The sequence below is a fragment of the Aeromonas salmonicida subsp. salmonicida genome, assembly GCF_001643305.1.
Taxonomy (GTDB): domain Bacteria; phylum Pseudomonadota; class Gammaproteobacteria; order Enterobacterales; family Aeromonadaceae; genus Aeromonas; species Aeromonas salmonicida.
In genome coordinates this window covers 12,670-38,450 of the sequence record NZ_LSGW01000069.1, presented here as the reverse complement: position 1 = coordinate 38,450, position 25,781 = coordinate 12,670, and the positions used below count along the sequence as shown (strand labels likewise).

Here is a 25,781-nt window from a genome sequence, read left to right as displayed (position 1 = left end):
GCTTGGTCACTCTTCTATTGCTCTTTTCTGGCGCTCTTGCCTGATCCCTTCTCCCCTTGTTCCATTTCTTCACGGCGATTTCGAGTCTCCAGGCTGTTCTGGACCATCAGTGGTTGAGATAGACATCCTGTCCGCCGTAGGCCAGCGGGCCGCTGTGCACGGGCAGTAGTTTTCCTGCAGGCTCGAAAAAACGGGTCAGCACCCCGAAGCGTTGCCCCAGTTTGCTCAGCTTGACGCGATCCAGCGAAACCTGTGCAGGCAGCCAGGTCAAGACGGCTGCGCAGTGACCATTGCCCAGACTCTGCTCCAGCATTAGCTGCCAGTTCTTGATCTTGGGACTGTGAACCACCAGCACCCGAGCGGGGTTGATCCCCTGAGCCTGCAGCTGTTTGGCCACTGGCAGGCCTGGCGGGGCAATCAGCAGGATCCAGCCCGTGTCACCATGGCTCAGTCTCACCAGCTCGTCGAGCAATGGTCGCTCATCGCTGGCAGGTGCGGTGTGGCACGCTTCTTCCACCTTGCTTTGATGGCGGGTTGGCCAGGGATTGCTCATGCTGACAGACGCGGCGAAAGGGAGGTGACTCATGGGCTGGCTCATATGTTTGTCCTGTATGGATAACCATGCTGTATGTGTATGCAGTAGTTGCAACTCAGGTCAGTGACAAGCCATTTATGGCCAAAAATGTGATCAAGCTGGCAGGGGATGAACTCATATTATTGATTGTAAAAGATATTTTATTTTTACCGGGGTGCTTGTTTTTTAGGCTATGGACAAAGAGGGAGGTGGCGCCCATGGTTATACAGTATCTGGATGAAGAGGAGAGATGAAGATGGACGTCAGTACCTTGCAACGGCTGGATGCCAATATCCTGCTCGGGATCATCAATGAAAAGTTGCGGTTGGAGTGTGATGGCCTGGAGGAACTACTGGCTTATTACGACATGACGGAGGATCAACTGGCGACCCGGTTAATGCAGATAGGCTATCACTACGACCCCATGAGCAATCAGTTCAAGGCCCATGGTTGAAGGGGAGTCGATCGTCATCATCGGGGAGCCAATCATGCTTTATGAACAGCGCACATTGAAATCGTTTTCAATGTGCGCTGAATTTTCAGCTATTTTCATGGATTTTCAGTACTTGGCAATGATTGAAAACCTATTCACGGATTTATATTTGCATTTATTTGTTAAGTGGCTGATTTTAAATGAAATGAATGTTCCTGATTAATAAGTTTCAGGAAAGGGTTTTCAAGCTTGAACTGTCATTTTTATACGTTAAAGTGTGACTTGCGTTAACTTTTAAACCATCGGCTTTAGCTAGTATGCCCACGCCGGAACATATTCTGAGATAACAACAGCACCGGTCCCTGATGGGATAACAATTTTATTATTCTGTAACGAAGGAAATGGTTTATGGCTACCAAGAAGAAGACAGACCAGGATCTCCAACTGGATAAAGATCAGCTCAAGGCGAGTATCGTGCGTCACCTGCGTTCTACCTTGGGCACAAGCGAACAGAAAGCCTCGCCAGAAGCGTGGTGGAAAGCGACCGCAGCCGCCGTCAACGAACAGGTGTACGAGCGCCTGACCCGTACTCAGCAGACTCATTTCAAGAAAGATACTCGTGCGATTCATTATCTCTCTGCTGAATTTCTGATGGGGCGTTTGACCTCCAACAACCTGCACAACCTCTCCCTGTACAAAGTGTGTGAAGAGGCGTTGGGTGAACTCGGTCTGGAACTGACCGATTTGTGTGAACAAGAGCCGGACATGGCGCTCGGCAACGGTGGCCTTGGTCGCCTGGCTGCCTGCTTCATCGACTCCCTTGCCACCCTGAATTACCCGGCTGTCGGTTATGGCATCCATTACGAGCACGGCCTGTTCCGTCAGGAGATTAAGGATGGTCGCCAGATCGAACGCCCGGACTCCTGGCGTGAATATGGCAATCCCTGGGAGATCTGCCGCCCGGAATCCGTGCAGGAGATCCCGCTCTACGGCTATGTGGAAACCGTGTTCGGCGACAAGGGTGGCCTGAAGAAGGTATGGCACGCAGGTCGCAAGATCAAAGGGGTGCCTTGGGATATCCCTGTGGTGGGCTTTGGCGGTCACACCGTCAATATCCTGCGCCTGTGGGAATCCCGCGCCTCCGAGTTTTTCGACTGGGACGTGTTCAATGCCGGTGGTTACATCGATTCCCAGGCTGAAAAAGCCCAGGCCGAAACCATCTCCAAGGTGCTCTACCCGAATGATGAAACAGATGCGGGTAAAGAGCTGCGCCTGATCCAGCAGTACTTCTTCTGTGCCTGCTCCATCAAGGACATCATGCGCCGCTACAAGCGGGTGCATGGCAGCGACTTCAGCAATTTTGCCGCGCAAATTGCCATTCAGCTCAACGATACTCACCCGACCGTGGCTATCCCCGAGCTGATGCGGGTGCTGGTGGATGAGGAAGACTTGAACTGGGATGCCGCCTGGGCCATCTGCTATCGGGTCTTCTCCTACACCAACCACACACTGTTGCCGGAAGCGCTGGAGAAGTGGTCCGTCAGCCTGTTTGAGAAGGTGCTGCCCCGTCACCTGGAAGTCATTTACGAGATCAACGCCCGCTTCCTGAGCGATCTGGTCGAACCCAAGTGGCCAGGCAACGATGCCATCAAGGCCAAACTCTCCATCATTGAAGAAGGGGATGTACGCAAGGTGCGCATGGGCAACCTGTGCGTGATCGGTTCGTCCAAGGTGAACGGCGTGGCCGAGATCCACTCCAAGCTGGTGAAAGAGGATCTCTTCCCCGAGTTCGCCGAGCTGTGGCCAGAGAAGATGTGCAACGTCACCAACGGCGTGACGCCCCGTCGCTGGCTGTTGGCCTGCAACCCGGAGCTGGCCGAGCTCTATAACGAAGTGGTGGGCAAAGAGTGGCCGCTGCAGCTCGACAAGCTGCGCGCCGTCACCAAGTTTGCCGACGACAAGGCATTCCAGCAGCAGTTCATGACCATCAAGCGTCATAACAAGGAGAAACTGGTCAAGGTCATCAAGGCCGAAACCGGCATCGATGTGAGTGCCGAGGCGATCTTCGACGTCCAGATCAAGCGTCTGCACGAGTACAAGCGCCAACAGCTGAACCTCATCCATATCATGGCGCTCTACCGTCGTCTGCTGGCGAATCCTGACTATGACATGCACCCGCGCGTGTTCATCTTCGGCTCCAAGGCGGCGCCCGGTTACAAGCTGGCCAAGGACATCATCTACGCCATCAACAAGCTGGCGGAACGGGTCAACAACGATGCTCGCATCCAGGGCAAGCTGAAAGTGGTGTTCATGCCGAACTACCGCGTGAGTCTGGCCGAGAAGCTGATCCCGGCGGCCGATGTCTCCGAGCAGATCTCCACTGCAGGTTACGAAGCCTCCGGTACCGGCAACATGAAGATGGCACTGAACGGCGCCATCACCATAGGGACACTGGATGGGGCCAACATCGAGATCGCGGAAGAGGCGGGTGCCGAAAACTGCGCCATCTTCGGTCTGAACGTGGATGAGGTGAAGTCTCTGAAGGCGCGCGGCTACAACCCGTACGACTTCTACTATGCCAACTCAGAGCTCAAGGCCGTGCTGGATTGGTTCGACACCGACTACTTCACGCCGGGCCGTCCGGGCGAGCTGGCCTCCATCAAGCGCTCCTTGTTGGAAGGGGGTGATCCCTACCTGACCCTGGCCGATTTTGCTTCCTACTCCGATGCGCACAAGCTCATCGATACCTGGTACCGGGATCCGGCGCTGTGGGCGAAGAAGGCCATCATCAACTCGGCTACCATGGGCAAGTTCAACTCGGACCGTTCCATCCAGGACTACGTGGATCGGATCTGGAATCTGACGAGCTGCAACGTACAAGGTTGATAACCTCTTGATATGAAAAAGCCCTCGCAATGCGAGGGCTTTTTGTTTCAGGGCATTTGGGGATCAGAGAATGTCCCCGACAAAGTAGGCAAGCCCTGCCAGCAGCACTGTGAACACGACGTTCAGTGCCATACCGGCTTTCATCATCTCTTTCTGGCGGATATGACCGCTGGCGAAGACGATGGCATTGGGTGGGGTGGCGACCGGCAGCATGAAAGCGCAGGAGGCACCTATGGCGATCAGCACCGCCATGACGATGGGGGATACGCCCAGCGCTTCAGCCACCCCGGCAAACAGCGGGATGAGCAGGGCTGCGGTGGCGGTGTTGGAGACCAGTTCGGTCAGGAATACCACGAATGCCGCCAGCATCAACAAGATGATGGTGACATCCTGGATCTCCACTCTGTGGTTGAGCTGCGGACGGGTCACCAGATAGAGCAGGGCAATGCCGCAAGGCATCAGGATCAGCACCACAGGCACACCAAACTTCATCCAGTCGGTGAAGCCAATCCCCATCTGGGCGGCAGCGATGGCATTGGGTGGACTGCCGACCAGGGTGCCTATGCCACCAATGCTGGCGCTATAGGCGATACCCAACAGTACGAAGACGAAGGTGGCCCGTTCCTTCTTGCTGTCGAGCCGTGCCAGCATACCGATGGCCAGTGGCAGCATCATGGCGGTGGTGGCGGTATTGCTGATCCACATGGACATGGCCGCCGTGATGGTAAACAGCAATATTATCCCCCAGCCCAGATGACCGTTGGCCAGGTGCATCACCTTGCCCGCCATCAGGGTATCCAATCCCTGTTTGGAGAGGGCGGCTGCGAGGGCGAAACCACCAAAAAACAGGAACAGAATAGGATTGGCAAAATCGGTGAGGGATTTGCTCATGTCAAGCACCCCGAGCACTGTGGCCAGCAGAGGTACCAGCAGGGCCGTGATGGTGACGTGCAGGGCTTCGGTAAGCCAGAGAATGGCGATGAAGACCAGGATCCCCAGCCCTTTGTTGACCATGGGATCAAACGGCAGCCAGGCCAGCATGGCACAGAGCAACAGCACATCCAGGATGACAATCCCGGATTTGATGTCCAGCCAGCGAGATGGGGTAGTAGAGGGTACAGCCGATGTGTGCATAGTGTTCTCTCGGTTAATTTATGGTTGTTGTTGTGTTGCCGAGATTACAATTATTCCCCTGTTTGAAACAGGGGGAAGTCGTCAAATCATGCCGGGACTCACAGACTCAAAGCAGCGCGAAACACTTGAAAAACAAAAATTAAATAATTATTTATCAATTGAAGCTATGCCACAGAGGCAACCCACTCCTTGAACAGGCTTTTGGGCAGAGAGCCGCTGCGTTGTGCCACCATCTTGCCCTGTTTGAATATCATCAGGGTGGGAATGCTGCGGATGGCGTAACGGGCTGCGATGGCAGCTTGTTGTTCCGTGTCGACTTTGACAAAGCGGAAGTGGGGCTTAAGTTCGCTGGCAACCTGTTGAAAAATTGGTGAAAATTGTAGGCATGGTCCGCACCAGCTGGCCCAGAAGTCCACCACGACCGGAAGATCGGATTGGATAAGAATATCGAATTGATCCTCACGGCCGATGACAGGTGTGATACCAAAAAGCGAGGACTTGCAACGACCACATTTCGCGTTTGAATCCATTTTTTCGGCGGGCAGGCGGTTTCTGGTGAAGCAATGACTACAATAGGTAGTGATAAATGACATAATTGATTCCTGTAAGCATAAGCCCTGCAACATCTTTATTGCACTGACAGGGCAGAGTAACGGTAACATAGCAGTCAGTTATTTTTCACAGCCAGTGGTCCGTTAGCGGATACACGGTCATGACATGAGAATCGAGACGGGATGAATAATGTGACACGGGTCAATCGTGTTGTCCTGAGCCTGATCATCGTCGCGCTGCTGGCGTTTGCCGGCTATTGCTGGCAACTGCTCAGCCAGCAACACAAGGCCTCCGAGCTGAGTGTGGCAGCGGAATTGATCCTCAATCGGGTCAATACCGACACTATTTATCTGCTGGGGCGCGAGAAAGCCAATGATGGCAATGTACAGCAGCGCCTCAACCAGTTGTCGAGCAACCTGGACAGCTTCGTGCGCCAGGTGCGCAACGATCCGGATACGGCCGATAGTCCCAACTCCCAATCCCTGCTGCACGATATCGACAGCTACCTGCTGGACTTGGCCAAGCTCTACTCCATGGAGATGGCTATCCAGTATATAGAGCAGCCTTTTCAGAAGCAGCTCAATGCCTTGCTGGCAACCCTGCCTGCCAGCTCTGCGCTGGCCATTGATCTGGTCGAACTGGCGCAGCTCAGCCACTACCTCAAGCGCAGCTGGGACAGGGGTGAGCAACGGCAACTGCAAGCGCTGCAGCAACGACTCAAGACTGCCTATCCCGAGTATCCCCAGGTGGCCGGGCTTGCCCAGTTGAGCGAGGACGTCAGCCGTCAGGTGGTGGATTACCATGTGTTGCGCAACCAGGTTATCGACATGCATGAGCTGGATGGCTTGTCGGTCTGGAAACAAAGCAAAATGGAGCAAGCCTCCTCCCTCAAGAGCCGTTTCTACCTGATGGTGCTCGCGGGTGCAATGGTCTGCTTCGCGCTGGTGGCGGTGACCCTGTGGCGTCGCAACCAGAAGTTGAGCGAGCTGTCACGCCAGACCGGCTTGCTGGCGCAGGCAAAAAGCGATTTTCTGGCCAACATGAGCCACGAGATCCGCACTCCCATGAATGCCATCATAGGTTTCAGTTCCTTGGCGCTGCAAACCGAGCTGGATCAGCAGCAGCGGGATTACCTCAGCAAGATCAAGTCTTCGTCAGATACCTTGCTGCTGCTTATCAACGACATTCTGGATCTGACCAAGGTGGAGTCCGGCAAGCTGACCCTGGAAGAGATCGATTTTGACTTGAGCGAGCAGATAGATTCGCTCGCCGGCATGTTTGCCGATCTGGCCGAGCGCAAGCAGGTCGAGGTCATCATCAACAAGTCCCCGGCCGTGCCCGATTTCCTGCGCGGCGATCCGCTGCGCCTGGGCCAGGTACTGGTCAATCTGGTCAACAACGCCATCAAGTTTACCGAGCGGGGCGAGGTGGAAGTGGCCATCACCCTGGTCAACCAGCATCCCATGCGGGTGCGTTTCAGCGTGCGGGATACCGGGATTGGCATCGCCGAGGATAAGCAGGACCAGCTGTTCCAGCCTTTCACCCAGCTGGAGGCGGGCAACACCCGCAAATATGGTGGCTCAGGTCTTGGCCTCAATATCTCCCAGCGTCTGGTCGAACTGATGGGCGGGCGGATCACTGTGCAGAGCAAGCCGGGGTCCGGCTCTGTGTTCCAGTTCGAGATCCCCATGATCAAGGCGGTGTACGGGGTATCGGGCCGCCGGGTCTTTTTCGAGCATCAGCCGCTCATTCTGGTGATGGATGACAATGAGCTGGTGCTGGACCTGGCCAAGGATATTCTCGGCCGGGCCGGTGTCCGGGTCGTGGCTGTCAACAGCCTCTCCCGGGCGCGTCAGTTATTGCGGGAAGAGGGGCAGAATATCCGGCTGGCCATTCTGGACTGGCGCATGGGGCAGGAGGATGGCCTGGATCTGGCCCTCGAAATGTACCAGCACAGCCAGTGGCGGCGACTGCCTATTCTGATGACCAGTGCCTGGGCCAAGGAGGGACTGCACGGGCGGATGGAGAGCATGGGCCTGACCCACTTTCTGCCCAAGCCCATGACCGAGAATTCCCTGCTGGCCAAGGTGGATGAGCTGCTCAATGGCAGCTCCCATGATCATCAGGTCCGCCAGGCCGAAGCCCAGGGCGATCAGCAGCACTTTCGTGAGCTGCTGCAAGGTGTCCGGGTCTTGCTGACGGAGGACAACAGAGTCAACCAGCAACTCATCATCGAGTATCTGCGCCGGATCGATGCCGTGGTAACCGTGGTAGGTAACGGGCGCGAGGCGGTCGAACGGGTAGCCGAGCAGCCTTTTGACGTCATCCTGATGGATTTGCAGATGCCGGTACTCGATGGGTTGGATGCGACCCGCCAGATCCGCAAGATGGTCGACAAGCATGACGTGCCCATCATAGCGCTGACTGCCAGCGCCATGCCCGGTGACAGGGAGCGTTGCCTCGGTGTCGGCATGAACGGCTATGTCACCAAGCCGGTCAGCAAGCTGGATCTCTACAACAACCTGTTGCAGTGGGTGAAGAGCGCCAGCGGCGAGCGCCGGATCCCGCTGGAGGTGAAACCCCCTGATCTGATGGGAGTACTGGATCTGGAAGATGCCCTCAAACGGCTGGAGCAAGACAAGGAGGCGCTGCAGATCCTGTTCAAGCTGTTCATGTCCGAGCACAAGGATGATCTGTGGGAGATCCGCTCCGCCTTGCGTCGCCAGCAACCCGAAGTGGCCTGTCGTCTGTTGCATACCCTGAAGGGGGTGTCAGCCAATATCTCCGCTGCTCGCCTGCAGATCATGGCCGGTGATTTGGAGTGGCGACTGCGCCAGCAAGAGGAGTTGACCGAGCCGGATCTGGAGCAGCTGCAACAGGTATTCAGCCAGACCCGGGAGGAGGTGTCTCACTTTCTGCTGACCGGAGAGCAGCATGAATCACCATACAGCCCCGTGGGGCAGCGAGATGATCGCTTATTTCAGGGAAACAAATAGCAATAATTCTCAAGCCAGCCACTTCAGGCTATCATGACCCTCTCGTATCGCCCCCTTCTGGGGGCGATTGCATTACGTTTCCCCGTGACGGGCGGCAGCCTTGGGCTGGCCGCGACAAAGGACATCTACGTGAGTGTATTCTCAAGGCTGGGCTGGTTCTTCAAGGAGCAGTGGCGGCGTTATCTGATCGCCATCTCCTTGCTGATGATGGTGGCACTGTTGACCGTGATCCCGCCCAAAGTGGTGGGTTGGGTGGTGGATGGCATCGCCAAAGGTTCTCTCGACAACGACACCCTGATGGGCTATCTGGCGGGGCTGTTTGTGCTCGGTCTGCTCATTTATCTGCTGCGCTACGTATGGCGGGTCATGTTGTTTGGTGCCTCCTACCGGCTTGCCTATGTGCTGCGCAACCGACTGTTCAGCCACTTCACCCGCATGAGCCCCGATTTTTACCAGCGCCACCGCACCGGCGATTTGATGGCTCACGCCACCAACGATATCCAGGCGGTGGAGATGACAGCCGGGGAAGGGGTGCTGACCCTGGTGGACTCCATCATAGTCGGGGTGCTGGTGCTCTCCATCATGTGCAGCCAGTACTCCTGGCAGCTGACCCTGCTCTCCCTGCTGCCCCTGCCTGTGATGGCATTCTTCATGAACCGCTTCGGCACCCAGATCTACAAGGAGTTCAAGGCGGCGCAGGGGGCCTTCTCCCGTCTCAACAACAAGACCCAGGAGGCGCTCTCTGGCGTGCGGGTGCTCAAGTCTTATGCGGTTGAATCCCTGGAAGACAAGGGCTTTGCCGAACTGACCCGACAGGCGGGGGCGTGCAACATGGCGGTGGCACGCATCGATGCCAAGTTCGATCCTGTCATCTACCTCTGTATCGGGTGCTCCTACCCGGTGGCAGCGTGCTGGTGGTGCGTGACGAGCTGACGCTGGGGGAGCTCACCAGTTTCACCATGTATCTGGGTCAGCTCATCTGGCCCATGTTTGCCATCGCCTGGCTGTTTAACATCATAGAGCGGGGCAGCGCCGCCTATTCACGCATCGAGAGCATGCTGGCCGAGCGCAGCGACATCGAAGATCCGATGGAGCCGGCGGTGTTTGTCTCTCCCTTCCCGCTCCAGGCCAAGGGGGTGAGCTATCAGCTGGAGCAGCGCACCTTGCTGCGCAATATCGACTTCACCCTCCACAGCGGTGGCATGCTGGGGATCGTCGGGCGCACCGGGGCTGGCAAGAGCTCGCTGCTCAAGCTGTTGATGCGCCTTGCCAATCCCACGTTTGGTGAGCTCACCATGGGCGCAGTGCCCATAGCGCAGCTGGCCCTTGGCGATCTGCGCGGCCAGTTTGCCTATGTGCCCCAGGAGCCGTTTTTGTTCTCCACCACCATAGCGGCCAACATCGCCCTCGGCAGGCCCGATGCCAGCCAGGAGGAGATAGAGCGGGTGGCGCGCATCGCCTGTGTGCACGATGACATCTGCCGCTTCCCCAAGGGCTATGAGACCGAAGTGGGGGAGAAGGGTGTGACCCTCTCCGGTGGTCAGAAACAGCGACTTTCCATTGCCCGCGCCCTGCTGTTGGCGGCGCCTATCTTGGTGCTGGATGATGCCTTGTCGGCGGTGGATGCTCATACCGAGCAGCAGATACTGCAAGCGCTCAAGGCCCATAGACGCACGCTGATCCTGGTCAGTCATCGCATGACGGCAGTGGAGCAGGCCGACGAAATCCTGGTGCTGGAGCAGGGCCACATCAGTGAGCGGGGCCGCCATGGCGTCCTGATGGCCCACAACGGCTGGTATGCAGACATGGTTCGTTACCAGCGACTGGAACAAGATGTAGAGGAGAGTTTGTGAACCCGACCATTGAATGGCGACTGACTGCCTGGTTGCGCCCGTTACTCGCGTCTGAAACAAGATGTGGGGAGACGCTGTGAATCCAACGATCAAACGCCTGCTCGCTTATTGCGCCCGTTATCCTCGCTGGCTGGTTCAGGCGGGGATCTGCCTGCTGCTGGCCACCGGCGCCGAAGTGGCCGGCCCTCTGCTCATCAAGCTCTTTATCGATGACTATCTGGCACCGCGCCAGCTGGTGTGGCCTCCCATTGCTGCCATCGCGGCTGGGTATCTTGGCCTGCAAGTGCTCTCGGCGGCGGGTTTCTATCTGCAATCCCTGCGTTTCAACCGCATCGCCCAGGCTGTGGTGCAGACCTTGCGCGAGCAAGTGTTTGCCACCGCCATCCGGCTGCCGGCCCGCTACTTTGACCAACATCGCTCCGGCTCGCTTATTTCCCGTATCACCAACGACACAGAGGCCATCATGAACCTCTATGTGCAGGTGATCGGCCTGCTGGTACAAAAAGTGGTGCTGCTGTGTGGCATCCTTATCTCCATGGCCCTGCTGGATGTGCGGTTGATGCTGGTGTGCGCCTGCTTGCTGCCGGCAGTGGCGGCTGTGATGTGGCTCTACCAGAAATTGAGCGTGCCCGTGGTACGGGCGACCCGCAGCCTGCTCTCCGACATCAACAGCCGCCTCAATGAGTCGCTGCAGGGAATGCCGGTCATTCAGGCCATGGTACAGGAGCGCCACTTCGCCAACGCCTTTGCAGAGGTGAACCAGCAGCACTGGTCGGCGCGGCTCAAGAGCCTCAAGATCAACGGTATTCTGCTGCGCCCCCTCATCGATTTGTTCTACATGATGGTGCTGATAGGCCTGCTGGCTCTGTTTGCCCGCGAGGGCTTGAGTGCGGGTGGCGCCATCCAGGTGGGGGTGCTCTACGCCTTCATCAGCTATCTGGGGCGGATGATAGAGCCGCTCATCGAGATGACCAACCAGCTCAACCAGCTGCAGCAGGCCATGGTAGCCGGGGAGCGGGTATTTGCTCTGCTCGACGAGTCCCGTGAGAGCACGCAAGGCGAGAGTCCTGCGTTGCAGGGGCGGGTCAGCTTCGACAAGGTGAGCTTCTCCTACGATGGCCAGCAGCAGGTGCTGCGGGAGGTGAGCTTTGCCGCTCGCCCTGGCCAGATGCTGGCGCTGGTGGGTCACACCGGCAGTGGCAAGTCCACCATCATCAGCCTGTTGATGGGGTTTTATCCGCAGGATCAGGGCACCATCCGTTTCGATGATCACCCCATGGCTGAACTGTCGCTGGCGGCGGTGCGCCGCAGCATAGGTCTGGTGCAGCAGGATCCCTTTATCTTCGTTGGAACTTTGGCGGAAAACCTGCGGCTCGGCCGTGACGGCATCGACGAGGCCCGCCTCTGGCAGGCATTGACCGAGGTACAGCTGGCAGACTTCGTGCTGAGTCTGCCAGAGGGGATCAACACCCTGATGGAGGAGGGGGGCAAGAACCTCTCCGCCGGTCAGCGGCAGTTGCTCTCCTTCGCCCGCGCCCTGGTGGGGGATCCGCGCATCCTCATCCTGGATGAAGCCACCGCCAGCGTGGATTCCCAGACCGAGCTGGCGCTCTCCACAGCGCTGGCTGCAGCCCGCCGTGGCCGCACCACCATCGCCATCGCTCACCGGCTCTCGACCATAGTCGATGCCGACGAGATCCTGCTGCTTTCTCGTGGTCAGGTAAATGAGCGGGGCACCCACGGTGAGCTGATGACGCAGGGAGGACACTACGCCCAGCTGTTCGAGATGCAGAGTCAGGGGGCCTGGTTGGAGGAGAAACGGGCCTGATCGCAAGGCCCGTTGTAAAAAAGAGAGGGAGCCCGAGGGTTCCCTCTTTTTTTGTGTTCACCGACAAGCAGCAGAAGCGTGATCGGCAACCTTGTAGAGAAGGGTGGTTGCGTGGCAACATGCTGTTTACATTAACTCATCGGATCAGTTTGCATATGGACCTGCAACGTTTCAAAGCCAATCTGGCGCTCCGGCTGTTTGCCTGGCGCTACATTCCCGTTATCGGCTTTTGTGCCCCCGTTATCGAACGGATGGATGCGAAGGCACTGCGTATTCGCATTCCTCTTGGCTGGCGTACGCGCAACCATCTGGGCAGCATGTATTTCGGCGCCCTGGCGACCGGTGCCGATCTGGTGGGGGGATTGCTGGTAATGGAGAAAGGGCGGACGAGGGGCAAGAAGGTACATTTTGCTTTTAAAGATGTGCAGGGGGAGTTTCTGAAGCGGCCCGAAGGGGATGTGCAGTTTGATTGCGCCGCCGGGGAAGAGATAGATGCCATGATCGACGAATCATTGGCGACGGGGCAGAGAGTCAATCGTCCTATCCAGGTGGTGGCGACTTGCCCGTCACTGAATGGGGATGAGGCGATGGCGCGCTTTGTGCTGACCTTGTCGATCAAGGCCAGCTAGTCAGCAACCGGCTCACTTGCACCTCCAGGCAGGAGGGAAGCGGCCGGTCTTCTGGCTCGGTTCCGCTTGCATCACGACTGTCATGTCGCGGATGCCAGCCACTGACTAGGTCATTTTTCTGATCTGCTGGTAGTGCTTGCGGGGATCAGAGGATCTTAGGGCTTACGCCCTCTTTTACCACGACTTTCATGCCGTTGAAGTTGACCACTTGCTCGGCCACTATCTTGCAGCGTTTGCGGGTCTCGACCTGACCGTCCACTTCCACCAGACCGTCGGCGACGAGCGCCTTGGCCGCGCCGCCACAATCGGCCCAACCCTGATGCTTGATAAGGTCACACAAGGCAACGAAGGGGTGGCCTTCGAGCAGAAACGTCTCCATGGGAAATCCTCTAGATGGATGAATGGCTGAAACAGCAGGGCGAGTATTTTAGGCAGTTCAGGCCAGCAATGAAAGGGCGGGGTAGAGAAGGCATCATAAAAGCAGCGTGACAGTGTGAACGACAAGCGTCAGCCCGGCGGGTGCCGGGCTGACTCAGGGAGTGCAAGTATTGAAGTCAGCCCACCTTCACCACGGCTTCTCCGGTCACGGCGAGGGCGAGGGCGCCGCCAGCGGCCAGGATGCGGGTGGCCAGGGTGATGATGGGCTTGTCACTGCGCATGGCGATGATCTCCACCTCGGCCGTCACCTCATCCCCCACAAACACCGGTTGCTTGAAGGAGAGGCTCTGCCCCAGGTAGACGGTGCCCTTGCCCGGCAGCTGCTGGCCCAGCAGCCCGGAGAAGAGGCTGGCCAGCAGCATGCCGTGCACTATGGGGCGCTCGAATGGCGTGGTAGCGGCAAAAGCCGAGTCCAGGTGCAGGGGATTGAAATCCTCCGACAAGCCGGCGAAGGCCTCGACTTCGGCTGCGCCGAACCGTTTGGTCAGGCTGGCTTTTTGCCCAATTTCAAGGGGGAGTGTGTTCATGCGGGCTCCTCCACCGGGGTGTTGGCAAAGACAGGGTTAAGCCGCACCTTGACATAACCGCCGGGGGCCGCCTCCAGTCCCTCGCTCGGGATGCGGGCGGGCACGGGCGTGGCCTCCTCTTCACGCCCCTTGATGAAGGCTGCCATCTCGGGCCACCAGGAGCCGCTTTGATGGGTTGCCTGCTCAAGCCAGGCGTCCGGGGTGTTACTGCTCGCATCGCTGTGCCAGAAGCCGTACTTGTTGGCCGCAGGCGGGTTGATGATGCCGGCAATGTGGCCCGATTCGGCCAGGATGAAGCGCTGCTCGTCGCCAAACAGCTTCATGCCCTGCCAGGTGCCCTGCCAGAGGGCGATGTGATCGTCCATGGCCGAGACCAGCAGCACAGGCGTCTTCACCTTGGCCAGGTCGATGCGGGTGTTGCGGATCTTGAGCTCCCCCTTGACCAGCTGGTTCTCCAGATAGAGACGACGCAGCAGACTGTTGTGGGTCTTGCCCGCCACGTTGGTGCTGTCGCTGTTCCAGTGCAGCAGATCGAACGCCACCGGGCTCTGGCCCTTGAGGTAGCTGTCGATGTAGTAATTCCAGTAGAGGCTGTTTTCCCGCAGCAGGCTGAAGGAGACCGCCAGCTGGCGTCCATCCATGATGCCCTTGGCCTCATTCTGGGCCTCCAGCGCCGCTATGATGGGCTCGTGGATGAAGATGCCAAGCTCCCCCGGCTGGGAGAAATCGAGCAGTGTGGTAAACAGGGTGGCGGAGCGCCCCCGCTGTTTCTGGCGCCGCGCCGCCAGCCAGCCCATGGCGAGTGACAGGGCGGTACCGCCGATGCAGTAACCGATACCGTGCACCTCACGCTCGCCGGTGGCCGCTTCCACGCCGTCCAGCGCAGCGATCACCCCATCGACCACATAGTCGTCGAGATCGATATTGGCCTGCTCCACCCCCGGGTTGCGCCAGGAGATCATGAATACCGTCTGGCCCTGGGCGACCAGCCAGGCGACCAGAGAGTTCTGGGGCCGCATGTCCATGATGTAGTACTTGTTGATGAAGGGCGGCACTATCAGCACCGGCGTCCTGGCCACGGTTTCCGTGGTCGGGCTGTACTGGATAAGCTCGTAGAGCTCGGTGCGTTGCACCACCCGGCCCGGCGTCAAGGCCAGATCCCGCCCCAGTTCGAAGGCGGACTCGTCGGTCAGGCGGATGTTGAGCTGATCGGCGCTGCGCTCCAGATCCTCGGCCAGCAGGGCCAGTCCGCGCACCAGATTCTGGCCGTCGGATTCCAGGGTGAGCCTGAGCAACTCGGGGTTGGTGGCCAGAAAGTTGCTGGGCGCCATGGCATTGAGGTATTGACGGGTAAAAAAGCGCAGTCGCTCCCGGCTCTTCTGGGGCACCCCTTCCAGCGCATCTACCGAGGCCAGCAGGTGCCTGGCGGTCAGCAGATAGGATTGCTTGAGGTAGTCATAAAGGGGCTGGTCACGCCAGGCGTCGTCCTTGAAGCGGCGATCGCTGCGCTCCGGCGTGATCACCGGCTCGCTCTCCTGGCCTGCGCTTTTGAGCAGGGTATGCTGCATCAGTTTGAGCTGATCCTGCCACCAGTTCATCTGGGCATTGATCAGTTGCCAGGGTTGCTGAGTGCCCTGTTCCAGTACCTGGCCCAGATCGTCCAGATTGGTCTGCAACAGCGCCTGCGCCGTGCGCTCTGTCTGTGCCTTGGCCATGTCCAGCAACTTGTCGTTATAGTGGGCCAGGGCCTCGAACAGCGGGCCGTAAGATGATTGGCTCATGTTCTCTCCTTCACCCACACCCGTGACAGGGCGAGCCTGTCGTGTCGGGTCATGGGGAGATGTGGCTGCCCGCATCGGGCAGCCAGGGGGATATCAGGCCTTGCCCGTGCTCTTTTTGATGCCGTCGGCCGCCAGGGTATCCAGCTCTTCCTTGAACTGCAGACCCAGTGCATTGAGCTTCTGGATGTCATCCAGCATCTGGCGGGAGAGCTGGCTGGCTGTTTCCAGCTGCACAGTGCCGAGGGCCGCCAGGCTCTGGGTATCCTGCACCTTGCCAACCGCCTGCAACTGGCTCAATCCCAGTTCGGCATAGGCATTGGCGGAAGCCAGCTGCAACCGGGTCAGTTGTTCAATATTGCTGGCCAGCAGCTGGTTGTAACGGGTGAGGGGGGCAGCAAAGCCTTGCATCTGCTCGGTAAAGGTCTTGATTACGTCCATATTCATCGCGCGTCTCCGTGGTTGACAGCAGGGTATTGCAAAAGGCCGACAGGCCCATTCTTTGGTTACATCAGTTCGACTACATCCTGAAGTCGTTGCGTGTCGTTTGCTCTGTTCAAACGCACGTTTGAGCATTGTGTTACCAAATGAGGCTTGATGTAAATAATATAAATGTTAATTTTTGATTCTGGTCTGGCCAGGTGGCCGAGTGAATTCAGATGGGGAATGACGCAGCCACGCCTGCCCGGTCTCGTTCCTTCCTGCCAGTACTGATAGGCTGGCGCCACTCTCTGACCGTCAAGGAAAGCCCCAATGAAACCTGCCCACCTCTTGCTTGCCTGTGGCTCTTTGGCCCTGAGCGCTGTCTCCCATGCCAGCACCCCGATCCAGGTCTCTCTGCCCGGTGTCAATCTGCCTGCCTCTCATCAGGTTGAAGGCGCCAGAGCCTCCTTTCTCTATGGCCGCACTGGTCAGGTAAAAGGGATAGATCTGCCCATCTTGGCCCTCTCCGACGTGGATCAGTTCAGCGGCCTGCAGCTTGGCGTCTTCCTCGGCGCCGGACGGGTGCGCCACCAGTTCAATGGGGTGGCCATCAATGCCGTCAACTGGCACGAGGGACAGGACAAGGGGGTAAACCTTGGCTTCGTCAACCTGACCAACAATGTGCAGGGCCTGAACTGGGGCGCCGTCAACATCGCCAAGGGCAATGCTCTGGCCAACGTCGGGTTCGTCAACTATGCCGAACGCACCACCTTCCAGCTGGGTTTCATCAATGCCACCAAGCATCTGGACGGGCTGCAGATAGGCCTTGCCAACTACGCCGAGAACGGTATTTTCCCCATACTGCCGCTGATCAATTTCAAGAAATCCTTCTAAGGCGCGCTCCCGGCCTTGCTTTAGGGGGCGCAGCCATTACCCTGTGCTCCATTGATAGCGCGCAGAGGTGACACGGGCATGACAATGGAACACATGGATGCCATCGGCATCGGCTGGGATGTGAGAGGCTGGCAGGGGAACGCCCAGGCGGTGGCCGTGGTGGGCTGGCAGGCGCGCGAGCAGCGTCTGCACTGGTTTGGTGTGTCGCCCCTGTTCCGGTTGAGCTCGCGGGTGGCGCCGGATCTGGATGCCCTGCTGCGCCCGGCGCTGCAGGATGAGATGAGCCTGATGCAGGTGCTGGCTTGCCCGCAGCTGGCACTGGGTATCGATGCGCCGCTTGCCTTTCCACGTGCCCTGGGCGATCTCCTGGCGGGGAGGGCAACCGAGTGCGCCGTGCCCCAGCGCGAAATTGACAACCCTTATGCCTATCGTGATTGCGAGCGCTGGCTGCACCGGCAATATGGCAAGAAGCCCCTCTCCGCGACCTTCGACCGGCTCGGCAACAACGCAACGCTGGCGCTCTCCATGCTGCCCCGGCTGGGGGATCTGCAACTCGTACCCAAGCTGCAGTCTCAGGCCGATCGCGCCGTGCTGGAGGTCTATCCCGCTTTGGCCAAAGTGGGTGGCAAGGCATCCGCTGTCAGGGCCGAGCTGCAACCCCATCTGCCTGCAGAGTTGGCGACGGGCACGGATCGCTATGACGCTGCCATCTGCGCCCTGATGGCGCTGCAATACGCCGCCAAGGGGACTGTGTCTCTGCTGCCACCCCTGATACAAGCGCCTGCCGACATGGTACTGGATGAAGGCTGGGTCTATCACTTCGCGCACCCTTGAAAGCAGGGCCGAGTACTGACCTCTCGGCCTTGTTCTGCTCCTTTTCTGCAGGGTGTTATACAGGGCACCCGGGTTTTTCTTTGCTTTCCTCAATGCCATCACGCAGCCAGACCAGATGCTGGTTTATTGCTCTCATATGCCATCAAACAAAAGCATGGGATCACCCTGTGAAACTCGGTCAAGCCAGGGGGAACCGCCCCTGGTCTGGCAGGGCAAAAACGGCACTAACAGGGCATGGGGTGGGATTGTGATGACAAATTCACCGTTTGATGGTGATTTCCAGGGCTAAATAGCGGTTTGTGCCGCACAAAAGTAGAAGTGCAATCTCCTCATCCGATATATTGCGCCTTTCCCTGTTCTTCTCTGCGGTGATGTTGATGAAACGCATTCTCTCTATCCAGTCCCACGTGGTGTTTGGCTGTGCCGGTAACAGTGCCGCCGTGTTTCCCATGCGCCGTCTCGGCATGGAGGTGTGGCCCGTCAACACGGTGCAATTCTCCAACCACACCCAGTACGCGGCGGGCTGGCAGGGGATGGCGATGCCTGCCGGTCATATCAGCGCCCTGGTAAAGGGGTTGAGTGATATCGAGGTGCTGGGCCAGTGTGACGCAGTGTTGAGCGGTTATCTCGGCTCGGCCGAGCAGGGGGACGAGATCCTGGCGGTGGTGGCCGCGGTCAAGGCCGCCAATCCCAATGCGGTCTATTTCTGCGATCCCGTCATGGGGCACCCGGAGAAGGGGTGCATAGTCGCCCCGGGCGTCACCCGTTTTCTCACCGAGCAGGCGCTGCCGGTGGCCGACATCATGGCACCCAACCTGCTGGAGCTGGAAACACTGTGTGACACCCACCTGGCGGATCTGGCCCAGACCCGGGTGGCTGCCCATCAGCTGCTGGCCACCCCCGAGGGCGACTATCTGATCGCCCGTCCGCTCTATGCGTTTGCCCGCCAACCAGTGGGGGTAGGGGATCTTATCAGTGCTCTGATGCTGGCCAATCTGCAGACCGGCTACGATGCCGTGACTGCCTTTGAGCGAACCAATGCGGCGGTGGACACTGTGATGCTGCACACCTGGCAGGCAGAGGCTTACGAACTGCAACTGATTTCAGCCCAGGATGCGTTTGCCGAGCCAGTGATCAAGGTGCGCGCCGAGCGGTTGGCCTGATCATCCCGGCTTGCGAGCCGATGATCACACGGCAGGCAGGGCCGCCGTGTTCACTCCCAGCGCGACAGCCTGACAGTGTTCCACTGCCTGATAGTGTTCCACTGTGGGGAAGGGGTCGTAGAAATGGTGCAGCAGTGCCTTCCATTGCTGGTACTGAGCGGAGCCGCGAAAGCCCTGGGTGTGATCTTCGAGCCGCTGCCAGCTGACCAGCAACAGATAACGGTGAGGATCGGTCAGCGAGCGCTGCAACTGGTGCCCGGCGTACCCTGGCATGGCACTGATGATGGTCTGGGCTTGCCCAAAAGCCTGTTCGAAGGCGGCGGCCTGACCCGGGATAACCTGCAGATGGGCGACTTCCAATATCATGATGACTCCTTGTCTTGACGGGGGAAGCGCCATTTCAGCAGTTCAGACCACAACGAACAAGGCCAGCCGTCAGGCTGGCCTTGTTCGTTGTCGATCATCAAGGAGTTTTATCCCGGATCAATCCCGCGGATAACGGGCCCGATAGCGCTCGGCCATGGCGTTGGCCGCTATCATGGCGTTGTAAACATCCTGCTCGCTCACGGCCATCGGCATATTGACCATGGTGTCGAGGGGATCGCAGGCAAGCGCTGCCACCTTGCGCCACTCGCTCTCGATGAAATGGGTCAGCCCCATCTCCTGCAAGGTCATGGGCAGACCGGCAACCTGAATGATTCGCATCACCTCATCGACCTCGGTCTGGGGCGCACGCTCCAGCACCAGCTGGGTCAGCAGACCGAATACCACCTTCTCCCCGTGCTGTGCACGGTGCAAGTCAGGTACCACCGACATGCCGTTGTTGACCGCATGTGCCGCCGCCAGACCACCGGCCTCGGCGCCGACGCCACTCAGGTAGATGGTGGCTTCAATGATCTGCTCGAGCGCCGGTGTGGTGACATGATGGTGAATGGCATCCATCGCCATTTCTATGTTTTCCCCCAGCAGCTCATAGCAGAGTTTTGCCAGGCCAAGTCCGGTACGGGAGGGGCGCTTGCCCACCAGGTTGATGCCATCGGCCCGATAGCAGGCGCGGGCCTCGAAATAGGTGGCCAGGGCATCCCCCACGCCAGCGGCGAAGAAGCGGGCAGGGGCCGCCGCTATGATGGCGGTATCGGCGATCACCACGTCCGGGTTCTGGGGGAGGAACAGGTAGCGCTCGAACTCGCCCGCCTGATTGTAAATCACCGCCAGTGCGGTACAGGGCGCATCGGTGGAGGCAATGGTGGGGAACAGCACAACGGGACGGCGCAGGTAGAAGGCAACCGCCTTGGCCACATCCAGGGTCTTGCCGCCGCCGATACCGACGATCACGTTGGCGCCCTGCTGTTCGGCGAGATCGCAGAGGCGACGGATCTCGATATCGGTGCATTCGTAGTTGAACTTCTCGACCCGTCCTTTCAAGCCTGCTTGCAGCAGACCGGCCAGCGCCTCTTCGCGCACCCGCTCCAGGATGAACTCATCGCTGACGAGCAGGGCGTTGTCGCCAAAATCTTTCACATGATCATGGAGTTGAGGCAGAAGGTCGTGACCTATGATGAACTTTTTGGGGGAGGTGACGGTACGAGGCAGAATAGGCATGCAGGATTCCTCAAGGCAGTGAGTGACACCCGTTAGGTATGCAAACGGGTCTTCCTGCCACACCATACGCCTCGCTCGCCATCAGGTGAAGGGGTAATGGCGCAGGCTCCTTGTCAAAATTAATCAACTGGCGTTTTTGATTGTTTTTTCAAAGGGGCTTGCCCTGCTTGAACAAGCGCGCAACGCCGCAGCACAATGCGCCCTCCGGGGAAAGAGTGGCGCCTTGCTTTCCCGGAGGGCATTCATCAGAGCTGCTTGTAGAAGAAGAGGGTGGCGGCCAGGGTACCGTCGGCATTGCGGGCAAAGTCCGGGATCTGGCCAACTTCCTGATAACCGAGCTGGCGATAGAGGCTTGATGCCACGTCGCCGACCCGGGTATCGAGCACCAGCAGCGTGCGTCCCTTATCCCGGGCGCCTTGCTCCATTGCTGCCATCAGGGCGCGGCCGACGCCCTTGCCACGGGCGTGGCTGTGCACCATCAGTTTTTCTACCTCGGCCCGGTGGCGGCCATTTGCCTTGGTGCAAAGCGCCAGTTGCAGGGCCCCGACAAGGTGGTGCTGCTCGAAGGCAACCCAAAGCCGACGCCTGCCAGCTGCCAGCTCAGTCTCGATCCCTTGCCAGTATCCCAGTCCCTGATCTTCTGTCAGTGGCGGCAAAAATCCCACCGAGGCGCCATTGGCCACGCTGTCTTGCAGCAGGGTGATGAGCGCAGGCTTGATGCCCAGGGTGGTATCAACCTCAACTATGTCCATCGAGAGTCCTTGTCAAACGTGGTCGCGACAGCGGGTCTTGCCCGCTGCGGCTGAATGCACAGATACAATCCAGTGTCATCAGCATGACTGGTCAGATTCGCCTTTTCTGGTGCCGATTTCAAGTCGGGCACCTCTGCAGGGTGCGCAGGATCACGCTTGTCCATCAGCCCCACCACGGGTTCATCAGCCGCACGTCTTAGCGGATAAGGTTTTGCTCTGCCAGCCAGGCGAACAGCAGGCGGGACACGGGGGAAATCTGTTCGAGGTGGCGGCTATCGAGCCAGCGCAGTTCGGCGATCTCGGCCGAGGCAACAGGTGTACCGCTGGCTTCACCGGTGTAACAGCGCAATCGGACCTGCACGCCTTCAGGCTTGCCATCGGCCTGGGCGCTGAATTCGCAGGCAAGGCGCAAGGTGTCGGCTTGCAGGGTCACGCTCAGCTCCTCCTCGATTTCTCGCATCAGCGCCGCTTCATCGCTCTCTCCCGCCTCGCGTTTGCCGCCGGGAATGTAGTAGATGGCCTTGCCGTGGGAACGGGCGCAGAGCAGTTGCTGATCCTTGAAGGTCAGCCAGGCGAGTTTGTCGATCATGATTGTGTCCCGGTGGTTCAAATGGTCAGTAGAGAGCATTCACGTATTTTTCAGTCGGTTCCGGCAGCAGATCTTGTGGATGATCGCCACCAAATGTAGCCCATTTGCTTTTTCCCTTAAATGAGCTGTTGGCTATGCTCTTTTTGCTCAAGGTATCGTAGATAACTACCTGAATTTCAATTACATCCGGTTTTCCAGACCATTCTGTTGCCCGTTCCTCCCAATGTAGAATGACGGGTTTCACATAATATCTGAACTGAGTCGGCTCAATGTTGGTCAGGCAAGGATCTCCATGACAACTGGTCGTGATCTCGACTCTGTGAGCCTTCTTGGAAAATGCCGTATAGATTGCCTGGGCCGTCATTTGCCCCGAATTCTGATACTGCGTAGTTTCATATGACCCATCTTGGGGTTGCGAAATGAGTACCCCCTGACTGGCATCGAGTTTATTGGTCATCGTTTGTACATTGGCTTGTTGATAGGTCGAGCTGCAGCCGACAGCAAGCAAGGAAAAAAGGGCACCGAGATAGGGTTTCAAAATACATTCCTTTGTTTAATCAGTTGTTTTTTGATGTTTAGATAAAGCGTGATTTTTATACCAAAGTTAAAAATATAACTTATTGATTAAGCTCACATAACTCCTTATAGGATCGATATTCTCGCTGCTTCAAGCCCAGCTTTATCGCCAGATGCTCCAACTCGGCTCTATATTCCTCCAACCGATCTTCGTCATCGGTCATGATGGCCAGCTCGGCAAAGTCGCCGAGCCCGTCCAAGTGATCCAGCGTGACGTGGAAGGGGCCAACGAAGTAAATGCTGCGACGCTTGCTGATGGCCAGCACCTGCTGATAACCCAGGGTCTGCAGCATGCTCGCAGCCTTGTCGGCGTCCGTGATATTGACCGCCTCGCAGCGATCCCGCTCGGGCCCCTTGACGATCCAGAGCTTTATGCCGGAAGGCTGCATGGTACGGATCACCAGGCTCTTGCCCTCTGTGGCCAGGGTCGGTTCCGGTGTGTCGAAGTAGCTGTCCTGTTCCAGATTGTTTTCCAGCATGACTTCCGGATCCAGCGTCTTGAGCGTGGAGATTAAGGCGGGTCTGTCATCCAGTCGATATTTGAATTCGACTTCATAGCGGCCCTGAAAATGATCCTGTGACATTGAGACTGTCCTTGTAAGCTGCTGGCGTGTGCTGGATGGCAGCCTACCAAAGTTGAGGGGTTGGCCCAAGGTGTGAGCCTTGCTGGAGATGGAAATGCTCTGTTTCCCGTCGGGCTCGTTTGCGCTTTGTGATTTTCCAGCAGAGCGCTTTTCTGCAGGCGTTGCTGATCGGCGGATTGCCTTTGTCAGTGATCCGGCTGGCCGCCAGTCTGTCAGTAAGAGAGGGAATGAAAAACGGGTGTTAACAGGTGGTGAGTCCCTGGTTAGAGAGTCGCCAATGGGCGCCAAAAAGTTCGCGCTGGCGCACAGGATAGGGCGCCCGGACTGGGCGGGAACAGGCCCCTGTGGTTTAATCCTTGCCACTTTCGCGGTAGCTGCTCCCGCTTGATGGGCCAGCTACCCCCGCTTTGGCAAGATGCAGGTGATCAGATGCAAGTGACAGCAGAGAGCAAATTTATCGGACTCGGGGTGGCGGGCAACTTCGCCGGCCACCTGGAGCAGGCTGGAGAAGCCTCGGATTTCGTGGCTGTGGTGGTGCGTGATACCACAGCGCCCAAGGCGCTGTTTCCCTTCTATGTGCCGGGTCACCCGGGTCAGCTCGGCGTCTTCCCCCTGAGCGAGAAGGCCATCTTGCTGCCAGAGGCGGCGGTCAGTGGTGACGAGAAGGTGCAGATCGAGCCGGAAGTCGCGCTCTGGTGCGAGCTGGAGTACGCAGGCACCCAGGTGGTTGCCATCCATCCTCGCGCTTTTGGGGCCTATAACGACTGCTCCATTCGTCGTCCCAATGCCAAGAAGATCAGCGAGAAGAAAAACTGGGGGGAAGAGAGCAAGGGGCTGGCAGCCAATCTGCTGCCACTCACTGGTTTTACCGCGGGTTGCGAGCTTGATGACTATCGCATCGCCTGCTATCTGGAGCGCAATGGCGAGCTGCACGTTTACGGGGTAGACAGCGCCGCCGTTGATTACAGCTATTTTCATCGACAGCTGCTGGACTGGGCCATCGACAAGTTCAACCATCAGCAGGATGAGGGCCCGGCAGAACATATCCAGGGGCTGCTGGCCCAGGCTGGGCACCCTTCACATGCACTGATCAGCATAGGCGCCACCCGTTATACCCCTTTTGGTGAGACCCACTTCCTCAAGCCCGGCGATACGTCCTGTGTGCTGGTCTATCCGGCCAGCCGTTATAGCGAAAGTGATATCCGCGAGGCCATTCGCACCCGCCAGTTCGGGCCGGATGTGTCAGCCCTGCTGCAAGCGGTCAAAACCCGCTAATACCACCACCTTCCCCCGTGCTCGCGGGGGAAGGCTCGCCTTCTTGCCATTCCAATCCCGTCTTTTTTCGCTGTGCTTACATAACTTGATGATTTATTTTAACATTCAGCCTGTTTAGCAAGGGCGATAGAGACACATCATGGTAGAACTCAAAACGATTGGGCTGTTTCTGATCACTGCGGTGGCCGAAATCGTCGGCTGTTATCTGCCCTATCTCTGGCTGACACAGGGCCGGAGTGTCTGGCTGCTGTTGCCAGCGGGTTTGAGTCTGGTGCTGTTTGCCTGGCTGCTTTCACTGCATCCGACCGCTGCTGGCCGTGTCTATGCCGCCTATGGTGGCGTCTATATCTTTGTCGCCATCCTCTGGCTCTGGCTGGTGGACGGTATCAGACCCACACTCTGGGATCTGGTGGGTTCGCTGGTGGCGCTGTTCGGCATGGCCATCATCATGTTTGCACCAAGGCCGGCTTAGGGCCCATGGGTGACGCTGCATCGGGAACAAGATCAGGAGGATCCCCATGGTGGTGATCAGAACGTGCAATGAACAAGACGTAGCGGGTTTGCTGACCCTTTATCTTGGTTGAAGCCGAGGTGGCCCTTGCCTCCTTGCTGGCCCAATCCCATGTACGGCTTATCGTCGCCGAGGTGGATGGACAGCTTGCCGCCACCTGCCAGCTGGGGGTGATCCCCACCCTCACCAACGGTGGCAGGCCGTTTGGCATCATAGAGCACGTGATCACGGCGGCCCGCTTTCGGCGCCAGGGGTTGAGCCAGCAAGTGCTCGAGCAGGCGCTGGCCATCGCCTGGCAACAGGATTGCTACAAGGTGATGCTGCTGTCGGGGGAGGGCCGTGAGGCGGCCCACCGCCTGTATGAAAAGCTGGGTTTCAAGGCCGGCATCGAGAAAGGATTCATCATCAAGCAAGTGGATGCCAAAGGCACAGCCGAGCCTCTCCGGTAAGGCTGTTCACGCCACACAACAAGAGTCATGTCATGAAGATTGAACAAGCAAAGACGCGGGATCACTCGACCCTGATCAGCCTCTGGGAAGCCTCGGTACGCGCCACTCACCACTTTCTGCCAGAGGCGGAGATAGATGCCCTCAAGCCGCTGATCCTGGAGCACTATTTCGCGGCCGTCGATCTGGTCTGTGCCAGGGACGAGACAGGTATCACCGGTTTTTGCGGCGTGCACGATGGCAATATCGAGATGCTGTTTCTCGCACCCGAGGCAAGAGGCCGTGGCATCGGACGCCTGCTGGTGGCCCATGCCATCAGCCGCCAAGGGGCAACCAGGGTGGACGTCAACGAGCAGAATGTGCAGGCGCTCGGCTTCTACCAGCGCATGGGGTTCGTCGTGACGGGGCGCTCGCCACTGGATGGCCAGGGCAAGCCCTATCCGCTGTTGCATATGGTGCTGGCAGATTTCGAAAAGGTGTGATCTATCCCGCCAATAAAAAACC

At 58.2% G+C, this 25,781-nt stretch carries 26 protein-coding genes and 2 pseudogenes; 15 read left to right on the top strand and 13 right to left on the bottom strand.

Translation table 11 applies throughout. From position 1 onward, the window contains the following. Nucleotides 1–106 precede the first annotated feature (106 nt). Nucleotides 107–598, bottom strand: a complete 492-nt coding sequence (locus tag AXW79_RS11775; RefSeq protein ID WP_005311027.1) for a cell division inhibitor SulA — start codon at nt 596–598, stop codon at nt 107–109. A 23-nt stretch (nt 599–621) separates the two neighbouring features. Between AXW79_RS11775 and AXW79_RS11770 the strand changes: the two genes are divergently transcribed. The 3 genes from AXW79_RS11770 to AXW79_RS11755 all read left to right on the top strand — a co-directional run bounded on the left by AXW79_RS11770 (nt 622) and on the right by AXW79_RS11755 (nt 3,893). Continuing rightward, complete coding sequence (locus AXW79_RS11770; protein WP_005311029.1) at nt 622–828, top strand: hypothetical protein; 207 nt, start codon at nt 622–624, stop codon at nt 826–828. Between the two features lie 2 nt (nt 829–830). Further along, complete coding sequence (locus tag AXW79_RS11765) at nt 831–1,028, top strand: DUF4250 domain-containing protein (RefSeq protein WP_005311031.1); 198 nt, start codon at nt 831–833, stop codon at nt 1,026–1,028. Nucleotides 1,029–1,415: 387 nt separating this feature from the next. Next, nucleotides 1,416–3,893 (top strand): glycogen/starch/alpha-glucan phosphorylase, encoded by a 2,478-nt coding sequence (locus AXW79_RS11755; protein WP_005311034.1) that lies wholly within the window; start codon nt 1,416–1,418, stop codon nt 3,891–3,893. A 63-nt stretch (nt 3,894–3,956) separates the two neighbouring features. Here the strand turns inward: AXW79_RS11755 and AXW79_RS11750 are convergent, their stop codons facing one another. Beyond that, on the bottom strand, nt 3,957–5,027 hold the full coding sequence (locus AXW79_RS11750; RefSeq protein WP_005311036.1) for an SLC13 family permease: 1,071 nt from the start codon (nt 5,025–5,027) through the stop codon (nt 3,957–3,959). A gap of 164 nt (nt 5,028–5,191) precedes the next feature. After that, nucleotides 5,192–5,620: a thioredoxin TrxC gene (gene trxC, locus AXW79_RS11745; protein ID WP_005311038.1), complete on the bottom strand. Its 429-nt coding sequence runs from the start codon at nt 5,618–5,620 to the stop codon at nt 5,192–5,194. 141 nt (nt 5,621–5,761) lie between these two features. Here trxC and AXW79_RS11740 point away from each other — a divergent pair, with 141 nt between their 5' ends. From AXW79_RS11740 to AXW79_RS11725, 4 genes and pseudogenes are all read left to right on the top strand, one after another. Further along, the gene (locus tag AXW79_RS11740) at nt 5,762–8,575 is read left to right on the top strand and encodes a response regulator (protein ID WP_005311040.1); all 2,814 of its coding nucleotides are present in this window, start codon (nt 5,762–5,764) and stop codon (nt 8,573–8,575) included. Between the two features lie 129 nt (nt 8,576–8,704). Further along, nucleotides 8,705–10,428, top strand: a pseudogene (locus tag AXW79_RS11735) (ABC transporter transmembrane domain-containing protein). A gap of 76 nt (nt 10,429–10,504) precedes the next feature. Next, a complete protein-coding gene (locus tag AXW79_RS11730) occupies nt 10,505–12,256 on the top strand; it encodes an ABC transporter transmembrane domain-containing protein (protein ID WP_005311041.1) in 1,752 nt (583 codons plus the stop codon). Nucleotides 12,257–12,411: 155 nt separating this feature from the next. After that, nucleotides 12,412–12,885, top strand: coding sequence for a DUF4442 domain-containing protein (locus AXW79_RS11725; RefSeq protein ID WP_005311043.1), 474 nt, complete (start codon nt 12,412–12,414; stop codon nt 12,883–12,885). A gap of 145 nt (nt 12,886–13,030) precedes the next feature. Here the strand turns inward: AXW79_RS11725 and ybcJ are convergent, their stop codons facing one another. From ybcJ to AXW79_RS11705, 4 genes are all read right to left on the bottom strand, one after another. Then, the gene (ybcJ, locus tag AXW79_RS11720) at nt 13,031–13,264 is read right to left on the bottom strand and encodes a ribosome-associated protein YbcJ (protein WP_043151090.1); all 234 of its coding nucleotides are present in this window, start codon (nt 13,262–13,264) and stop codon (nt 13,031–13,033) included. A 175-nt stretch (nt 13,265–13,439) separates the two neighbouring features. Continuing rightward, the gene (locus tag AXW79_RS11715; RefSeq protein ID WP_005311047.1) at nt 13,440–13,850 is read right to left on the bottom strand and encodes a MaoC family dehydratase; all 411 of its coding nucleotides are present in this window, start codon (nt 13,848–13,850) and stop codon (nt 13,440–13,442) included. Further along, nucleotides 13,847–15,631, bottom strand: a complete 1,785-nt coding sequence (locus tag AXW79_RS11710) for a class I poly(R)-hydroxyalkanoic acid synthase (RefSeq protein ID WP_005311048.1) — start codon at nt 15,629–15,631, stop codon at nt 13,847–13,849. The genes AXW79_RS11715 and AXW79_RS11710 overlap by 4 nt, the downstream gene beginning before the upstream one ends. 93 nt (nt 15,632–15,724) lie before the next feature. Continuing rightward, nucleotides 15,725–16,075, bottom strand: a complete 351-nt coding sequence (locus AXW79_RS11705; protein WP_005311051.1) for a phasin family protein — start codon at nt 16,073–16,075, stop codon at nt 15,725–15,727. Nucleotides 16,076–16,381: 306 nt separating this feature from the next. Here AXW79_RS11705 and AXW79_RS11700 point away from each other — a divergent pair, with 306 nt between their 5' ends. The 3 genes from AXW79_RS11700 (at nt 16,382) to pdxY (ending at nt 18,942) form a co-directional block, all read left to right on the top strand. Beyond that, complete coding sequence (locus tag AXW79_RS11700; RefSeq protein ID WP_005311053.1) at nt 16,382–16,945, top strand: VC2662 family protein; 564 nt, start codon at nt 16,382–16,384, stop codon at nt 16,943–16,945. Nucleotides 16,946–17,023: 78 nt separating this feature from the next. Beyond that, complete coding sequence (locus AXW79_RS11695) at nt 17,024–17,779, top strand: DUF429 domain-containing protein (protein WP_011898780.1); 756 nt, start codon at nt 17,024–17,026, stop codon at nt 17,777–17,779. Between the two features lie 377 nt (nt 17,780–18,156). After that, a complete protein-coding gene (gene pdxY / locus AXW79_RS11690) occupies nt 18,157–18,942 on the top strand; it encodes a pyridoxal kinase (RefSeq protein ID WP_005311058.1) in 786 nt (261 codons plus the stop codon). 24 nt (nt 18,943–18,966) lie between these two features. On the opposite strand, the gene AXW79_RS11685 is transcribed toward pdxY, so the two are convergent. From AXW79_RS11685 to cyaB, 6 genes are all read right to left on the bottom strand, one after another. Further along, nucleotides 18,967–19,308, bottom strand: coding sequence for an antibiotic biosynthesis monooxygenase family protein (locus tag AXW79_RS11685; RefSeq protein WP_005311060.1), 342 nt, complete (start codon nt 19,306–19,308; stop codon nt 18,967–18,969). A 117-nt stretch (nt 19,309–19,425) separates the two neighbouring features. Beyond that, the gene (locus tag AXW79_RS11680) at nt 19,426–20,544 is read right to left on the bottom strand and encodes a glycerol dehydrogenase (protein ID WP_005311062.1); all 1,119 of its coding nucleotides are present in this window, start codon (nt 20,542–20,544) and stop codon (nt 19,426–19,428) included. A 245-nt stretch (nt 20,545–20,789) separates the two neighbouring features. Next, nucleotides 20,790–21,296 carry a GNAT family N-acetyltransferase gene (locus AXW79_RS11675; RefSeq protein WP_005311064.1) on the bottom strand — a complete coding sequence of 169 codons (507 nt, stop codon included), beginning with the start codon at nt 21,294–21,296 and terminating at the stop codon, nt 20,790–20,792. A 196-nt stretch (nt 21,297–21,492) separates the two neighbouring features. Next, the gene (locus AXW79_RS11670; protein ID WP_005311066.1) at nt 21,493–21,885 is read right to left on the bottom strand and encodes an NUDIX hydrolase; all 393 of its coding nucleotides are present in this window, start codon (nt 21,883–21,885) and stop codon (nt 21,493–21,495) included. 25 nt (nt 21,886–21,910) lie between these two features. Beyond that, complete coding sequence (locus AXW79_RS11665) at nt 21,911–22,423, bottom strand: DUF4823 domain-containing protein (RefSeq protein ID WP_005311069.1); 513 nt, start codon at nt 22,421–22,423, stop codon at nt 21,911–21,913. Nucleotides 22,424–22,502: 79 nt separating this feature from the next. Further along, entirely contained in the window at nt 22,503–23,045 is a 543-nt protein-coding gene (gene cyaB / locus AXW79_RS11660; RefSeq protein ID WP_005311071.1) for a class IV adenylate cyclase, read from the bottom strand. Between the two features lie 79 nt (nt 23,046–23,124). On the opposite strand from cyaB, the gene AXW79_RS22925 reads away from it, so the two are divergent. From AXW79_RS22925 to AXW79_RS11640, 5 genes and pseudogenes are all read left to right on the top strand, one after another. Then, entirely contained in the window at nt 23,125–23,433 is a 309-nt protein-coding gene (locus tag AXW79_RS22925) for a hypothetical protein (protein WP_129712415.1), read from the top strand. 41 nt (nt 23,434–23,474) lie between these two features. Continuing rightward, nucleotides 23,475–24,320, top strand: coding sequence for a DUF5718 family protein (locus AXW79_RS11655; RefSeq protein ID WP_005311073.1), 846 nt, complete (start codon nt 23,475–23,477; stop codon nt 24,318–24,320). Between the two features lie 139 nt (nt 24,321–24,459). Then, nucleotides 24,460–24,792 carry a YnfA family protein gene (locus tag AXW79_RS11650; protein WP_005311075.1) on the top strand — a complete coding sequence of 111 codons (333 nt, stop codon included), beginning with the start codon at nt 24,460–24,462 and terminating at the stop codon, nt 24,790–24,792. Between the two features lie 46 nt (nt 24,793–24,838). Then, nucleotides 24,839–25,280, top strand: a pseudogene (locus tag AXW79_RS11645) (GNAT family N-acetyltransferase). Between the two features lie 32 nt (nt 25,281–25,312). Further along, entirely contained in the window at nt 25,313–25,759 is a 447-nt protein-coding gene (locus tag AXW79_RS11640) for an acetyltransferase (RefSeq protein ID WP_005311079.1), read from the top strand. The last annotated feature ends 22 nt before the right edge of the window (nt 25,760–25,781 follow it).

Bases quoted from the DNA above. Each gene is read 5' to 3' on its own strand.
- AXW79_RS11770 (WP_005311029.1), top strand. From the start codon at position 622: ATGCTGTATGTGTATGCAGTAGTTGCAACTCAGGTCAGTGACAAGCCA.
- AXW79_RS11675 (WP_005311064.1), bottom strand. From the start codon at position 21,296: ATGGACATAGTTGAGGTTGATACCACCCTGGGCATCAAGCCTGCGCTC.
- AXW79_RS11710 (WP_005311048.1), bottom strand. From the start codon at position 15,631: ATGAGCCAATCATCTTACGGCCCGCTGTTCGAGGCCCTGGCCCACTAT.
- AXW79_RS11740 (WP_005311040.1), top strand. From the start codon at position 5,762: ATGAATAATGTGACACGGGTCAATCGTGTTGTCCTGAGCCTGATCATC.
- AXW79_RS11700 (WP_005311053.1), top strand. From the start codon at position 16,382: ATGAAACCTGCCCACCTCTTGCTTGCCTGTGGCTCTTTGGCCCTGAGC.
- trxC (WP_005311038.1), bottom strand. From the start codon at position 5,620: ATGTCATTTATCACTACCTATTGTAGTCATTGCTTCACCAGAAACCGC.
- AXW79_RS11705 (WP_005311051.1), bottom strand. From the start codon at position 16,075: ATGAATATGGACGTAATCAAGACCTTTACCGAGCAGATGCAAGGCTTT.
- AXW79_RS11765 (WP_005311031.1), top strand. From the start codon at position 831: ATGGACGTCAGTACCTTGCAACGGCTGGATGCCAATATCCTGCTCGGG.
- pdxY (WP_005311058.1), top strand. From the start codon at position 18,157: ATGAAACGCATTCTCTCTATCCAGTCCCACGTGGTGTTTGGCTGTGCC.
- cyaB (WP_005311071.1), bottom strand. From the start codon at position 23,045: ATGTCACAGGATCATTTTCAGGGCCGCTATGAAGTCGAATTCAAATAT.
- AXW79_RS11680 (WP_005311062.1), bottom strand. From the start codon at position 20,544: ATGCCTATTCTGCCTCGTACCGTCACCTCCCCCAAAAAGTTCATCATA.
- AXW79_RS11750 (WP_005311036.1), bottom strand. From the start codon at position 5,027: ATGCACACATCGGCTGTACCCTCTACTACCCCATCTCGCTGGCTGGAC.
- AXW79_RS11685 (WP_005311060.1), bottom strand. From the start codon at position 19,308: ATGATATTGGAAGTCGCCCATCTGCAGGTTATCCCGGGTCAGGCCGCC.
- AXW79_RS11755 (WP_005311034.1), top strand. From the start codon at position 1,416: ATGGCTACCAAGAAGAAGACAGACCAGGATCTCCAACTGGATAAAGAT.
- AXW79_RS11775 (WP_005311027.1), bottom strand. From the start codon at position 598: ATGAGCCAGCCCATGAGTCACCTCCCTTTCGCCGCGTCTGTCAGCATG.
- AXW79_RS11640 (WP_005311079.1), top strand. From the start codon at position 25,313: ATGAAGATTGAACAAGCAAAGACGCGGGATCACTCGACCCTGATCAGC.
- AXW79_RS11655 (WP_005311073.1), top strand. From the start codon at position 23,475: ATGCAAGTGACAGCAGAGAGCAAATTTATCGGACTCGGGGTGGCGGGC.
- AXW79_RS11670 (WP_005311066.1), bottom strand. From the start codon at position 21,885: ATGATCGACAAACTCGCCTGGCTGACCTTCAAGGATCAGCAACTGCTC.
- AXW79_RS11650 (WP_005311075.1), top strand. From the start codon at position 24,460: ATGGTAGAACTCAAAACGATTGGGCTGTTTCTGATCACTGCGGTGGCC.
- ybcJ (WP_043151090.1), bottom strand. From the start codon at position 13,264: ATGGAGACGTTTCTGCTCGAAGGCCACCCCTTCGTTGCCTTGTGTGAC.
- AXW79_RS11725 (WP_005311043.1), top strand. From the start codon at position 12,412: ATGGACCTGCAACGTTTCAAAGCCAATCTGGCGCTCCGGCTGTTTGCC.
- AXW79_RS11715 (WP_005311047.1), bottom strand. From the start codon at position 13,850: ATGAACACACTCCCCCTTGAAATTGGGCAAAAAGCCAGCCTGACCAAA.
- AXW79_RS11695 (WP_011898780.1), top strand. From the start codon at position 17,024: ATGACAATGGAACACATGGATGCCATCGGCATCGGCTGGGATGTGAGA.